Here is a 13884-nt window from a genome sequence, read left to right on the forward strand (position 1 = left end):
ATTTGGAGGACCTGGGGTGTTTTCGTGCACACCCCAGGTCCTCCAGTTTATGGAATAAGGATAAAACTTTTTTATTGAATTTATAGCACTTTTATCATAATTTTTTCTATACGTGTTGTTTGTTTTAGCGTGTCGGTTATTGTAGATGAAAAAGGAGGGACCGATGCGTGCAATTAGAAAAAATTCGTTCAAAGCAATTGCCGAAACGCCCGGTTGTCTACATGCCAGTCCGGTTATGTGAAGAGCTCGAGATTTGTGTCGGGGAAAAGGTAGATATTACTTATGATAATCAGCAGATATACATTGAAAAAGCATGTCCAGGAACAACACATAATAAACGCTATGTCACAGACACGAATTCCATTAACATACCGAAAGAAATTGTAAGAGAATTAGGGATTGAACCCTACCAGCCTTACAGTCTTTTTATAGATAAACAAAATAATAGATTTATCATATCATTGTAGCAATACAAACGAGCCGGTTAAAAGCCGGCTCGTTTATCATTCAAAAAACTTCTGCCAAACCCTATTCCTCTTTATGTTTTTCCCGTTTTTCATCTTCCCTTTTTTCCACCACATGGATAAACGGTTTTACCTTGGAGATCTTCAGGACAATGTACGTCAAAACCATATAGAGGGCACTTACCCTTCCGTTCCGAGGGTTAGAAGTATCTGCATCCAGCCATTCTGGGTAAAACCCTTCGGGTACTACGGCATCATGAGTATATATAGGTGTGGTAGTATCTAATAAAACTGAAGAGAAAATATGGAAATGTTTTCATATAAAAACTTCATAAGACACCTTTATTATCCATTTTCTGAATCAGATTGAAGGAAAGTATATATTTTTTATATAAAAATCAAACGACAAAAAACTGCCAAGAATACTGTTAATGCACCAATTCAACGTGTGAAAAGCCTTTCAAGATAAACAATTTTCTAAATATTGTTGAAATTATTGAGTAGTCTATGTATAATTTATTTTAAGAAAGCGTTTTCTTCATTTGTATGCAACTCCATTCAGCCAAATGTGGAAACGTTTTTACATTGGATGTGTTGATAGCTAATTTAAAGGGGGTGGAACCAGCAACCGTCGTTGATCGCATGGCTAATTAAAAAGGAGGTATGTGAATTGAATATGATGAAGAAGAACTCTAGTTTCGTAGTAGCAATGATCCCGGCTGGGATTGCATTGAACTGGGTCGCAAACTCTATTGTCGAAATGTTAAAGCTACCGTTGTTTCTGAATAATATTGGTACTGTTTTAAATGCAATTGTTCTTGGTCCATTGTGGGGCGGAGCTACCGCGCTTATGACAAACGTCATCCTGGCACTGATTGTTCGTTGGACATACATTCCATTTGCGTTAGTAGGAATACTCGTCGCCTTCTTATCCTATTTCTTTTATAAGAAAGGCTGGTTTAAGAAAGGGTGGAAAGTTGTCGTTTCCGGCGCGTTTACAGGGATTGTCGCATCAGCATTAGCAACCGTTGTATCCGTTTATGTTTTCGGCGGATTTTCTGGACATACTGTCGATGTATTGACTGCTGGTCTGATAGCATCTGGACAACAAATTTTCAACGCTGCATTTATCGCCAATATTCCTGGCACTGTAGCTGACAAAGTACTTACATTCTGGATCGTCTGGATGATTCTGAAAATATTCCCGGTCCGCTTCCTGCCAAATGCGAAAGACATTCGCGAGAAGATTGGCATGGGAAAGAAAAATAATAGTGGAAAGAAGATTTCCGCATAAAAAAAGAACATCAAATCAACATACTAATTGTGGGAGTAGTTGATTGATGCTCTAAATTGCTTATCTATTATTCTATTAGATACTGAATGGAAATTCAATGAATTGAACTTACCCTGGTATGGTAGGGGGATAGAAAAGACAAACATCCCTCTACCAATACTATGAAGGAGCGATGTGTAATGAAGTTTGTCCGTTTTAAAGCAGACAGTGAATACCATATAAAACAAGGCATCCTGACAGATGAAGGTGTAAAAGAAATTAGTGGAGATATCTTTCATAACTGGGAGTTTACCGGTGAGGTTTTCTCGAAAGACACCGTTCAATTGGGTGCACCGCTTGCACCTAACCAAATCATCGGGATTGGTGCCAACTTTGTAGCTAATGAGGAAGATTTGCCGGATAAAGGTCCTGACATGCCAGTCTTTTTCTTTAAGCCAAACTCTTCTGTAATCGGACCGGAAGAAGAAATCAAATTGCCTGCAACTATAGAAAAAGCGAAGTTTGAATCGGAGCTGGCAGTTGTTATTGGGAAGGAAGCTTCCGGAATCAAGGAAGAGGAAGTGTTCGATTATGTATTTGGTTATACAGTCGGTAATGATGTAACCGCGCCGACGTATTTCCATGAGGATGGCCACTGGACATTAGGGAAATCATTCGACACGTTCACGCCGCTTGGCCCAGTTATTGAGACAGAGTTCGATGCATTGGAGGCTCGTGTCGAAGCTGTTCATAACGGTGAGAAAAAGCAGGACAGCCCGACTTCTTTGATGATTGTTTCAATCCAGCGTATGATTGCTTATTTAAGTAATGTCATGACCCTTCATCCTGGTGATGTGATTCTAACCGGGAGTCCAGTGGGGGCGGAATTTCTGAAAGGAAATGACGAAATTGCATGTACCATAGAAGGTATTGGTACGCTTAAGAATAAAGTGATCAAAGTACAACAAGCTTCTGTCGTCTAACACTCATTTATGGTTATATAAAAACGTTTCCACACCCTTCCTTTGGCTAATAGAAAATAATTAATGGAAATCATAATAAAAATTTTCAGAAAATTATTGAATCATTTGCCTATTAGCCGTATAATAAACCGTAAGTAAACGTTTTCAACTAAGGCGTAAAAAAGATAAAAGAGAGCTTTCTATTTATGCATATAAGGAAACGTTTCCACAAATTATTTGGGGAAGTGAAAAATGTGGAAAAGACAGTGACGATCAAAGATGTTGCTCGGAAGGCGAACGTATCAATTTCAACCGTCTCCCGAGTATTAAATAACAGTGGTTATACCAGTGCAAGTGTGAAAGAGAAAGTAAACAAAGCGGTGGATGAATTGAAATTCCAAAAAAACATGGTGGCAACCGCGATGATCAAGAAACAGACATCGACCTTCGGATTAATCATACCTGACATTAAAAACATATTTTACGGAGAGCTGACGAGGGCAATTGAAGACAAAGCCCATCAGCACGGGTTCAATGTCATTCTTTGCAATACCGATAATAATCTCGAAAAAGAAAAAGAGTACCTGAACTTCCTGCTCAGGAAAGGAATCGACGGAATCATCTTCTCTACACCGGAAATTAACGACAGGAACATCCGGGAAGTGATGAAATCGAGACCGGATCTTCCAATGGTCATCCTTGGGAGTAAAGTTCAGAATGTCAGGCTTGATGAAGTGTTAGTAGATAACTTCGATGGCGGTTATACAGCAACAGAGCATTTGATCGACCTGGGTCATGAAAGAATAGGATACATTGGTGGTCAACAGGATTCCTATGCTACACTTGAACGCTTGAAAGGGTTCAAGGCTGCACTGGAAGAAAGGGGACTCCCACTTGATAAGAAACATATCAAGCTGGATGAGTTTAAAATTCACAGTGGATATGAAAAAGGAAAAGAGATACTTGCAAAGAAGGATCGGCCGACGGCAATTTTTGCAGGTAACGACGCAATTGCTGTAGGTGTTTATAAAGCGGCTCGTGAGGTGGGGTTGAAAATCCCGGAAGATCTATCTGTGATTGGATTTGATGATTCCCAATTCGCAGAGATTGTCGATCCGGGTTTGACAACGATTCGAACGCCAATTGCTGAAATGGGAGAAAAAACGGTGGAGCTGGCTGTTCAAATCATTAAGGAGAACAAGAATTTTAAAGAAAGCATTATGTTCCCGCCAACATTGGTGGAACGTGCATCGACTGCCAGTATCAAGAAGGTTCATTAAGCAATCACACGCAACAAGGCAAAAGGAGGAAAACATATGAATAGTTTGTACATGCCGAAAGATAGTCTGATTCATAGCCTGGATCCACGGACGAAGATGTTGTTTGTTGTATTTGTTGTCGCAAGTTCGTTCATCCTTAATGATCCTGCTTTACAGCTTGTTTTTCTGGTAGCACTGTTTCCATTGGTAGTCATGGCGAAAGTGGTGAAACCCTATCTCATCTCGATTCAGTTTTTACTGCTGTTTGCCGTATTGATCATGACAGTCCATGGCATCTATAACCCGATAGGAGTCACTCCGGTTTTTGAAATATTCGGCGGCCTGACATTTAAATATGAATCGATGGTCTACGCATCGGTCATGTCCTTCCGTATTCTGGTTATCGGTACCGCCGCCGTGTTATTCGTCATGACAACTCACCCATCCGATATGGCGTCTGCACTTGTCAAGTGGAAAGTCCCACATTCGTTCGCGTTCATATTATTATCTACCTTTCAGATCATTCCTATCATTGCCAGGGAAGCCAAAATCGTCATGGAAGCCCAGCAGGCAAGGTGTCTGGATGTGAAAGGGAGCCTCATCCAACGTGTAAAAAACCTGGTTCCGATGTTCGCCCCTCTTTTTATCATTACATTCATGAAAGTGCATCAGCTATCTTACGTTCTGGAATGCCGTGCCTTCAGTCGTAAGGGAGAGAAGACAAGTCTTCGCGAAACGAAAATAGGTTCACTCGACTATACCTTCCTATTAGGAATGCTTGGTGTCCTGGCCTTTGAAATCTATCTGAAATTATTCATGATGGGCTCGCTGCACCTTACGACTGACGCTTTACTTACGTACTCATTGTTTGGAACATGGATCGTATTTGGGTTTATGATTATCAAGTTTGTGGTGAAACAATTTCAGGGAAAGATCGGAGGGGCTAACTGATGGCGTCAAAAGCAATTGAAGTAAACAATCTGACCTTCAGCTATCCAGACACAGATGAGCCGGTACTGAAAGATATCAATTTTTCCATCAACCATGGCGAAATTCTCGGTATTATCGGACCAACAGGAGCAGGGAAATCAACGCTCGCCATGTGTGTGAATGGACTGGTACCGCAAGTCATCAATGGCGAAATGGAAGGGACGGTCAAAGTGAATGGTTCCGAGGTGAGCGGAAGTTCGGTTGCCAAAATGTCGGAGGATGTCGGCTTCGTCTTCCAGGAACCGGAGAACCAATTGAGTCAGATGACAATCGAAGAAGAAATAGCATTCGGGATGGGGAATCTCGGTGTACCAAGAGATGAGATGCTTGGCAGGATCACGGACGCTCTGGATCAGGTCGGTTTGACCGGTTTTGAAAAAAGAAGCCCACTGGCTTTATCAGGCGGACAGCAGCAAAGGCTTGCAATTGCTGCCGTGCTGGCAATGCGACCGTCGATCATGATTATGGATGAGCCGACTTCGATGCTTGATCCGAAAGGAAAGAATGAAGTATACGACGTTCTGAAAAACCTGAAGGATTATGGGATGACAGGCATCATCATCGACCATGAAGTAGAGCGAATCGCAGCATACTGCGACAAGGTCCTTGTTTTGCATGAAGGAGAAGTTCAAATGTTCGCTCCTTCGGATGAAGTATTTACGAATATCGGGCAATTGCATGAACTGACGCTGAATGCTCCTCAAGTTACGGAGTTTCTGGACAGCTATAATCAGGCTTTTGGCAAGGATGTAAAGTTGTCTACGACATTAGAAGAATCAGTTGACAATTTTGAAAGCGCATGCAAATAAACACATGGAGGTGAAGCGAGTGGAACCATATATCTCAGTGAAAAATGTCTCTCATAAGTACCCGAATGGAGTGACTGCCATCAAAGATATCAACCTCGACATCCACGAAGGAGAAGTGGTCGCTATCCTAGGCAGTAACGGATCCGGCAAAACAACGCTCGTCAAGCATTTCAATGGCCTGCTCAAACCAACCAAAGGTGAGATTACGGTAGGTACGATGAATACTAAAAAAGAGAGGATTTCGAAACTTTCGAGTCAGGTCGGGTATGTGTTCCAGAATCCCAATCACCAGACATTCCTCCCGTCTGTCAGGCAAGAATTGGCTTACGGCTGTAAAAACCTGAAGATGGTGGATGAGGATATTGAAACACGTGTCCAAAAGGCGATCGACCTCTTTCAACTGGAAGACCGATTGGATGATAACCCATTTGATTTGAACTCGAGCCAGCGGAAAGAAGTGGCAATGGCGTCAATCATGGCGGTATCACCGAAAGTAATCGTTCTGGACGAGCCGACAACCGGACAGGATCATAAAGGGTGTAAGCGGGTGCTGGAACTTGTACGGATGTTTAAGAGAGAAGGGCATATCGTCGTACTCATCACCCACGACATGCACTTGATCGGTGAACTGAATTGTCGGACGGTCGTCATGAATCAAAGTGAGAAAATCGCAGATGACCACGCAAGTGTTGTGTTTTCTAATAAAGGGATCATGGAGGAAGCCGGATTGCAGCCACCTCAAATAACCCAGTTTGCCAATCAAATTACCAGATTTGATGAAACGAAAACCTATTTGACCGTCGAATCAATTATTGAATGGATGAAAGCGAATAAAGAGGAGGATGTAAAAGTTGGCACAGGATCTTAAATGGAAAGCTAAAGCAGATCGACCAGAAAACGCGGATCAATCACAATACCATATTCGCTGCCGCCCGGGGGATGTAGAAAAATACGTATTACTTCCGGGTGACCCGGAGCGAGTCGGACAAATGGCGGCGTTATGGGAAGAAAAACGACATGTCGCCACCTATCGGGAGCATGTGACCTATACCGGGAAAGTCGGTGGCGTTGGCATCTCAGCTTGTTCGACAGGGGCAGGCGGGCCTTCAACCGCAAGTGCATTAGAAGAACTCGCCGAAATTGGCGCCGAGACTTTCATTCGCGTCGGGACTTGCGGGGCCATGCAGGAAAACATCGAACCAGGGGACTTGATTATCTGTGCCGGAGCGGTCCGTTATGACGGGACGAGCGACCAGTACGTCGATCATAAGTATCCTGCTATCGCGAACCAGGAAGTCGTCATGGCACTGATCGAAGCGGCAGAGCGTATCGGGGCAACTTATCACGTCGGAATCGGATATACCGCAGCATCCTTCTTCTGCGGGCAGGGCAGACCTGGGTTTAACAACTACAGGCAGAGCTGGATGGAGACCATCATGGAAGATATGCAAAAAGCCGGCGTTTTGAATTTTGAGATGGAAGCATCCACGGTGTTGACACTGAGCAGCCTGTTCAACTTGAGAGCCGGGGCTGTATTTACCGCAGTAGCCAACCGGGTGAAAGATGAATTTGAATATAAAGGGGAAGGCGTAGCCCAATCGATCGCTGTTGCTACAGAGGCGACAAAGATTCTCAACGAGTGGGATGAATTGAAAAAGCGCTCAGGAAAACCTTACTTTTTCCCATCATTATTATTACAGCAAGCCCAAAAATAGATGACGAGGAGGAATACTATGAAAATCGGTATTGTTGGAGGTACAGGGTTTTATAATTTAGTAGATGATATGAAAGAAAGAACGGTGACGACAGAATACGGGGATACCGTCGTTTATGAAGGCGAGCATGCCGGAAAGGAAATCTACTTTTTGCCAAGGCATGGCAAGACACATGACAGCCTGGCCCATCAGATCAATTACCGTGCCAACATGATGGCGCTGAAGCAGCTCGAAATTGATCATGTCATTGCGATGTGTGCGGTCGGATCCTTGAACCCCGAAATTCCAGTCGGGAAGCTGGCATTACTTGATCAGTTCTATGATGCTACGACTAACCGCGTTAATACTTATGATAAATACTCTGTAGAGATTACGCAGCCTTATTGCCCTGACCTTAACCAGACATTTAAGGAGGCCGCGGAAGCATTGGATATTGACCTGGTACCGAAAGCCAACTATGTCTGTGTCGATGGCCCGCGTTATGAAACAGCACTGGAAATTCAATTGTATAAGCAATGGGGAATGGATGTCGTCGGTATGACAAATGCAACCGAAGCTATTTTAGCCCGTGAGCTTGGTCTGGCCTATGCTGTAGTTGTTATTTCTACTGATCTTGCGGCTGGTACAACGGATGTTCCACCTGATCTTGATACCCATAAAAATGTTGTGAAAGATAACCAGGAAAAAATCAAGGATCTATTCCTGAAAACAGTAGAACTGGCGACTGCTGACAAGCCGTCGATTGCCCATGAAGCATATGAACGGGCACTGGCAGCGCGAGCGGAAAAGCTTAAAAAAGCACAAGTAACAAACGCGTAGGGATGATGAGTGTTCTCATAAAAAATGCGGAAATGGTAACGATGGAAGACCAGCGGGTGGTAACTGGCAGTCTGCTCATAGAAGGAGGCAAAATAAAGCATATCTTTCCGGAAGGAGAGCTGCCAGACTGCTGTGAGGCTGCGGAAGTGATTGATGCCGAAGGGAAGTTAGTGATTCCTGGTATGACCAATGCCCACTATCATTCTTATTCCAATCTATTAAAGGGAACAGAAAGCCGCTATCCGCTTGAAGTCTGGTCACTATACACAGTCGCTTACGGACACTCGCTGTCGGTGGAAGATATCCATGATGCTGTCCTGTTAGGAGCCGCGGAGATGATTCGGAACGGCATTACAGGCTGCATCGATCATTTCCCGCATTTTCTGAAGTCAGAAGCCGCATTGGAAGCTTATCAAGAATCCAAAATGCATGTCGCTTTCGCTCCGATGCTCCATGATATACCAGATCACAAGTTTTTACAGATAGATTTTCCAGATAGGATAGAGCAGAAACTGACTGCTTCACAGCCGCCGACGCCGGAACGTATGAAACATTTTTATGAAGGTTTAATCAGGCGGTGGCACGGAAAAGACGAGCGGATTCATATCATGATTGGTCCGAATGCGCCACAGCGGTGCAGTCGGGAGATGCTTCGGTTATCCCGGGAGCTTAGTGATTTATATGCTTTGAATGTCCATACCCATCTGCTGGAAACATATCTCCAGCGCGACTACGGTATGAGGACCTACAAAAAGGGTATAATCGGTCATCTTGATCATGCAGGGTTGCTGAACGAGCGTCTCTCCACGGCTCATGCCGTCTGGCTTGCACCAGAAGAAATCGATTTGCTGGCAGACCGTGGGGTGTCGATCATCCACAACCCTGCCAGCAATATGATCCTTGGAAGCGGGACAGCACCGATTATGACCTATACGGAAAAAGATATTCCTGTGAGTCTTGGTACTGACGCCAGCAACTGTGGGACGAGCCATAACTTATTCGAAATGATGAAGCTGGCGCTGATGATGCAGCGAAACAATGCCTCCGAATATCACTGGTGGCCGACCGCTCACAACATGCTTGAAATGGGAATCACTCAGGGAGCGGCGTTACTTCCTGGCAAGCGGGGAAAAATTAAAGCCGGTTATCAAGCCGATCTTGTTTTTCTCGATAAAAACAACCCTGTTTGGGCGGCTGTTAATGATGTTCATGAACAGCTTGTCTTCCATGAGAATGGTCAATCGATCGAGTCAGTGATGATTAAAGGTAAATGGGTCATGCGCGATCGTAAAATCCTCTCGTTCAATGAAGATGAAGTGATTGACCGGGTCCGGAGGCGTTCACACCACCGCCTGGAAAAAAGCACAGAAGCCCTTAGATTTGCAGAGGAACAGAAACCGTTTTTTGAAGCGATTTATAAATGAAGAGGAGGAATTCACCATGTCACTAGATTTGTTGAAAAAAGAATTAGAGTACGTCTCTCATAAAGTCTATCAAAAAGGCTTCACCCAGGCGACGGGCGGCAACATTAGCGTAAGAATTCCTGGTACGGATAACGTTTTAATCAAGCGAAGCGGTATCAGTTTAGGGGAAGTAAGCCGCGAAGATGCACTAATCGTCAACATGGAGGGCGAAGTGATCGAAGGGCAAGGAAAGCCTTCAAAAGAAATCGGCTTTCACTTAGGCATCTATAAAGTACGCCCCGATGTCAATGCTGTTGTTCACTGCCACCCGAATTATGCCATCGGCTATGCCTGCCTTGGCATGGAACTTCCACTTCCAACCGTGACCGCGAGAAAACTTCTCGGACATGTTCCTGTTGCGGATGTTGCGCCATCTGGCTCAAAAGAACTGGCCCAGCATGTTACGGACGTTTTCACCCAGTACCCGGATATTAAAATCTCTTTGATGAAAGACCATGGCGTCTGCTCAGTAGGTCCGACTCTTGAGGCTGCTTATAATGTTGTAGACCTTGCTGAAGCCACTGCAAAACAGGCGTTCATTTTATCACAGTTGCAGGCGAATGTAGCAGTTACCAGCTAATAACGAGGGAGGAATACGATGCGACTAATCGAAGAACTAGCCAACCGTCACCGGGAATCTGAGCTTGCTTTACCGATCTGGTTTGAAAATAGAACATTACGATTGCTCGATCAATTAAAGCTTCCTTTTGAAGAGGATATCCAGTCAATCGCATCCATAGAGGAGCTGGGCGAGGCAATCCGTTCGATGATGATTCGTGGTTCAGGAGCCATCGGATTATGTGGAGCTTATGGTGTTTACCTGGCAGCTTACCAGTCAAAAGGGGACGTAGAGAAGATCCGCCAGGCAGGTGACTTGTTGAAAAGTACTCGCCCGACTGCGGTTAATCTCATGAAGACAGTTGATGAAATGGTAGCCACAGCTGTCTCTGCACAGGGGGATGTAGTGGAAACTCTTGAACAGAAAGCGGTAGAAATCATTGAGCGCCAGCTGGAGTTCGAATACCAGCTCGGAAAATACGGCGCTGAACTGATCGAAGACGGCGATACTATTATGACTCACTGTCATTCCGGAGCACTTGGAGGCGCCGGTTATGGCGGCAGAGCTTTATCAGTCATCCGGGCAGCCCATGAACAAGGGAAGAATATCCATGTATTCACCTGTGAAACCCGTCCCTATCTTCAAGGAGCCAGAATCACAGCCTATGAGCTGAAAAAGTTCGGCATCCCGCATACATTGATTACCGATAACATGTCCGGGTTCTGTATGAACACCGGTAAAATAGACAAAATCGTAGTTGGATCAGATCGCGTATCTGCGAATGGTGATCTCGCCAATAAAGTCGGCACCTATATGCATGCGCTCGCTGCCAAAGAAAACGGCATCCCATTCTACACGGCCACCTCCAGTCACACGATTGATTTTGATACACCATCCGGGGATGCCATTGAAGTAGAAATGCGAAACGCCGATGAAGTAACCCAGATCAAGGGAGTACGAATCGCTCCTGAGGGTACCAGTGCGCTGTATCCATCCTTTGATATTACCCCGAATAAGCTCATTTCGGGTATCATCACGGAAAAAGGTGTTATCACTGCCCCTTTTGAACAAAATTTAGGCAGATTGAATGAAAAAGTGAACGTATAATCTGGAAGGAGGGCTGCCTGATGGTAAGAGAAGCGGTACTTGCTTTGATCGCCGGGATCTTCATTGGTATCGTGTTTAAATTGATAAAACTTCCCCTGCCGGCACCTCCTGTACTCGCCGGCGTGCTGGGTGTAGCAGGTGTGTATGTCGGGGGAAGGATTGTCGAAGCTTTTCTAGTAAGATTCCATTAGTTTTTTTAAAAGAAAAGTCTAAGACTTTCAAAAAAGTACGTGGAGACAAGCCGAGTTTTTTCTAAGAGCTAGTTTTTAAAGGAGGATGATGGATGAGTAATTACGTACAAGCAGGAAGGTTACAAATCGATTCTGCTCTCTATGAATTCATTGTTTCGGAAGCCCTGCCGGAAAGCGGGGTACCACAAGATGAATTTTGGGAAAACTTTGATAGATTGGTTCATGATCTAGCTCCTGAGAATAAATTATTGTTGAATAAAAGGGATGAAATTCAGGAGAAAATCGATACCTGGTATCAGGAGAATAAAGGAAATTTTGATTTAAATACTTATCGGGCTTTTTTAATGGACATCGGATATTTGGAAGAACCGGCAGGCGATTTTGAAATCACAACAGAAAATGTTGATGATGAAATCGCTAAGCAGGCGGGACCTCAACTCGTCGTACCAGTAGATAACGCAAGGTATGCATTGAATGCTGCCAACGCCCGCTACGGAAGCCTTTATGACGCACTTTATGGCACGGATGTAATCAGCGAAGCAGATGGGGCAGAGCGCGGACAATCTTATAACCCGGTCCGCGGCCAAAAGGTTATCCAATATGCGAAAGCTTTCCTTGATGATATCTTTCCTTTAGAGAAATCCTGTCATTATGAAGCTGCAGGTTATTCTGTTAAAGCCGGGGAATTGGTCGTAACCCTTCTCAGCGAAAAGCAGACGAAGCTCGAGCATCCGGAAAAATTCAAAGGATATAAAGGGTCGCCAGAAGAACCAACTGCAATTTTACTCGAAAACAATGGCTTGCATGTGGAAATTCAAATTGATCCGTATCACCCGATCGGAAAAACAGACAATGCAGGTGTGAAGGATATTTGTATGGAATCGGCGACGACAACGATTATGGACTGTGAAGATTCGGTAGCTGCTGTTGATGCTGAAGACAAAGTTCAGGTCTATAGCAATCTGCTGGGACTGATGAAAGGGACATTGAAGTCTACTTTCAATAAAGGCGGAACAGCCGTAACCCGGACGCTCAAACAGGACCGGTGTTACATTACTCCGGAGGGAGAGGACATCACCCTCCATGGCCGTTCGCTGATGTTCATGCGTAATGTAGGTCACCTGATGACGACTGATGCTATTTTGGATAAGGATGGAAATGAAACACCGGAAGGTCTTATGGATGGCGTAGTGACAAGTCTTGTTGCCAAACATGACCTGCTACGGAATGCCAAGTTCCAGAATTCCGAGAAAGGATCCATTTATATTGTGAAACCGAAAATGCATGGGTCGGAGGAAGTGGCCTTTGCTAATAAACTGTTTGATCGGGTAGAAGATATGCTTGGACTGGAGCGGCATACGATTAAGATCGGTGTCATGGATGAAGAGCGCCGTACTACTTTGAATTTGAAAAATTGTATCGCTGAAGTAAAAGAGCGTATCGTCTTCATCAATACTGGTTTCCTTGACCGGACAGGTGACGAAATTCATACCTCCATGGAAGCGGGAGCGATGATCCGGAAGAAAGACATGAAATCCTCCAACTGGCTGAGGGCTTATGAACAGTCCAATGTGCAAGTCGGACTGGCAGCAGGACTCCAGGGGCGTGCCCAAATCGGAAAAGGCATGTGGGCGATGCCTGAGATGATGAAATCGATGATTGATGAAAAAGGCGGTCAGCTGAAGGCAGGTGCCAACACGGCCTGGGTACCATCGCCGACAGCTGCGACCCTTCATGCGATGCATTATCATTCCATCGATGTCAGGAAAGTACAAAACGACATCAAAGCTCAAATGGAAGATGTACAGGACAACATCCTGGATGTACCTGTCGCAAAAGAAACGAATTGGAGCAGTGAGGAGGTCCAGCAGGAGCTGGATAATAATGCACAAGGCATTCTTGGCTATGTCGTGCGCTGGATCAATCATGGTGTCGGCTGTTCGAAGGTGCCGGATATCAACAACATCGGCTTGATGGAAGACCGGGCGACCCTTCGAATTTCCTCTCAGCACATGGCCAACTGGCTGCGCCATGGCATTGTTTCTGAAGCGCAGGTAAAGGAAACCCTTTACCGGATGGCGAAGGTAGTTGATGAGCAGAATGCCGGTGATCCGGATTATAAGCCAATGGCAGCTGATTACGAAGGATCCGTCGCTTTCCAGGCTGCCTGTGATTTGATCTTCGACGGCGTCAACCAGCCGAATGGTTATACAGAACCGATTCTGCACCGTCGCAGGGCGGAAGCAAAAGCGAAGACATTGATTAATAAATAA

14 protein-coding genes are annotated in these 13884 nt (G+C 44.7%); all 14 read left to right on the forward strand.

What is annotated here, in order from left to right; all coding sequences use genetic code 11:
- The first annotated feature begins 167 nt into the window (after positions 1-167).
- Positions 168-467 carry a hypothetical protein gene (locus FHS45_RS01125; RefSeq protein ID WP_062444520.1) on the forward strand — a complete coding sequence of 100 codons (300 nt, stop codon included), beginning with the start codon at positions 168-170 and terminating at the stop codon, positions 465-467.
- Positions 468-1134: 667 nt separating this feature from the next.
- Complete coding sequence (locus FHS45_RS01130; protein WP_062444523.1) at positions 1135-1758, forward strand: hypothetical protein; 624 nt, start codon at positions 1135-1137, stop codon at positions 1756-1758.
- Between the two features lie 179 nt (positions 1759-1937).
- Positions 1938-2720: a fumarylacetoacetate hydrolase family protein gene (locus tag FHS45_RS01135; protein WP_062444525.1), complete on the forward strand. Its 783-nt coding sequence runs from the start codon at positions 1938-1940 to the stop codon at positions 2718-2720.
- Positions 2721-2905: 185 nt separating this feature from the next.
- Positions 2906-3979 carry a LacI family DNA-binding transcriptional regulator gene (locus tag FHS45_RS01140; RefSeq protein ID WP_062444527.1) on the forward strand — a complete coding sequence of 358 codons (1074 nt, stop codon included), beginning with the start codon at positions 2906-2908 and terminating at the stop codon, positions 3977-3979.
- Positions 3980-4015: 36 nt separating this feature from the next.
- Positions 4016-4909: an energy-coupling factor transporter transmembrane component T family protein gene (locus tag FHS45_RS01145; RefSeq protein WP_062444528.1), complete on the forward strand. Its 894-nt coding sequence runs from the start codon at positions 4016-4018 to the stop codon at positions 4907-4909.
- Positions 4909-5757, forward strand: a complete 849-nt coding sequence (locus tag FHS45_RS01150) for an energy-coupling factor ABC transporter ATP-binding protein (RefSeq protein WP_062444530.1) — start codon at positions 4909-4911, stop codon at positions 5755-5757. Before FHS45_RS01145 ends, FHS45_RS01150 begins: the two co-directional genes overlap by 1 nt.
- 19 nt (positions 5758-5776) lie before the next feature.
- Complete coding sequence (locus tag FHS45_RS01155; protein WP_062444532.1) at positions 5777-6625, forward strand: energy-coupling factor ABC transporter ATP-binding protein; 849 nt, start codon at positions 5777-5779, stop codon at positions 6623-6625.
- Entirely contained in the window at positions 6609-7472 is an 864-nt protein-coding gene (locus tag FHS45_RS01160; protein WP_062444534.1) for a nucleoside phosphorylase, read from the forward strand. The genes FHS45_RS01155 and FHS45_RS01160 overlap by 17 nt, the downstream gene beginning before the upstream one ends.
- Before the next feature lie 18 nt (positions 7473-7490).
- Positions 7491-8291, forward strand: coding sequence for an MTAP family purine nucleoside phosphorylase (locus FHS45_RS01165; protein WP_062444536.1), 801 nt, complete (start codon positions 7491-7493; stop codon positions 8289-8291).
- 5 nt (positions 8292-8296) lie between these two features.
- A complete protein-coding gene (locus FHS45_RS01170) occupies positions 8297-9715 on the forward strand; it encodes an amidohydrolase family protein (protein WP_062444538.1) in 1419 nt (472 codons plus the stop codon).
- Between the two features lie 16 nt (positions 9716-9731).
- Positions 9732-10334, forward strand: a complete 603-nt coding sequence (locus FHS45_RS01175) for a class II aldolase/adducin family protein (RefSeq protein ID WP_062444541.1) — start codon at positions 9732-9734, stop codon at positions 10332-10334.
- Positions 10335-10352: 18 nt separating this feature from the next.
- Positions 10353-11420: an S-methyl-5-thioribose-1-phosphate isomerase gene (mtnA, locus tag FHS45_RS01180; RefSeq protein WP_062444543.1), complete on the forward strand. Its 1068-nt coding sequence runs from the start codon at positions 10353-10355 to the stop codon at positions 11418-11420.
- Positions 11421-11440: 20 nt separating this feature from the next.
- Positions 11441-11611: a DUF1427 family protein gene (locus tag FHS45_RS01185; RefSeq protein WP_062444545.1), complete on the forward strand. Its 171-nt coding sequence runs from the start codon at positions 11441-11443 to the stop codon at positions 11609-11611.
- Between the two features lie 92 nt (positions 11612-11703).
- Positions 11704-13884: a malate synthase G gene (locus FHS45_RS01190; protein WP_062444547.1), complete on the forward strand. Its 2181-nt coding sequence runs from the start codon at positions 11704-11706 to the stop codon at positions 13882-13884.

The sequence above is a fragment of the Thalassobacillus devorans genome, from assembly GCF_011761345.1.
Classification (GTDB): domain Bacteria; phylum Bacillota; class Bacilli; order Bacillales; family Halobacillaceae; genus Thalassobacillus; species Thalassobacillus devorans.

Bases quoted from the DNA above. Each gene is read 5' to 3' on its own strand.
- FHS45_RS01135 (WP_062444525.1), top strand. From the start codon at position 1,938: ATGAAGTTTGTCCGTTTTAAAGCAGACAGTGAATACCATATAAAACAA.
- FHS45_RS01140 (WP_062444527.1), top strand. From the start codon at position 2,906: ATGCATATAAGGAAACGTTTCCACAAATTATTTGGGGAAGTGAAAAAT.
- FHS45_RS01145 (WP_062444528.1), top strand. From the start codon at position 4,016: ATGAATAGTTTGTACATGCCGAAAGATAGTCTGATTCATAGCCTGGAT.
- FHS45_RS01150 (WP_062444530.1), top strand. From the start codon at position 4,909: ATGGCGTCAAAAGCAATTGAAGTAAACAATCTGACCTTCAGCTATCCA.
- FHS45_RS01165 (WP_062444536.1), top strand. From the start codon at position 7,491: ATGAAAATCGGTATTGTTGGAGGTACAGGGTTTTATAATTTAGTAGAT.
- FHS45_RS01170 (WP_062444538.1), top strand. From the start codon at position 8,297: ATGAGTGTTCTCATAAAAAATGCGGAAATGGTAACGATGGAAGACCAG.
- FHS45_RS01175 (WP_062444541.1), top strand. From the start codon at position 9,732: ATGTCACTAGATTTGTTGAAAAAAGAATTAGAGTACGTCTCTCATAAA.
- mtnA (WP_062444543.1), top strand. From the start codon at position 10,353: ATGCGACTAATCGAAGAACTAGCCAACCGTCACCGGGAATCTGAGCTT.
- FHS45_RS01185 (WP_062444545.1), top strand. From the start codon at position 11,441: ATGGTAAGAGAAGCGGTACTTGCTTTGATCGCCGGGATCTTCATTGGT.
- FHS45_RS01190 (WP_062444547.1), top strand. From the start codon at position 11,704: ATGAGTAATTACGTACAAGCAGGAAGGTTACAAATCGATTCTGCTCTC.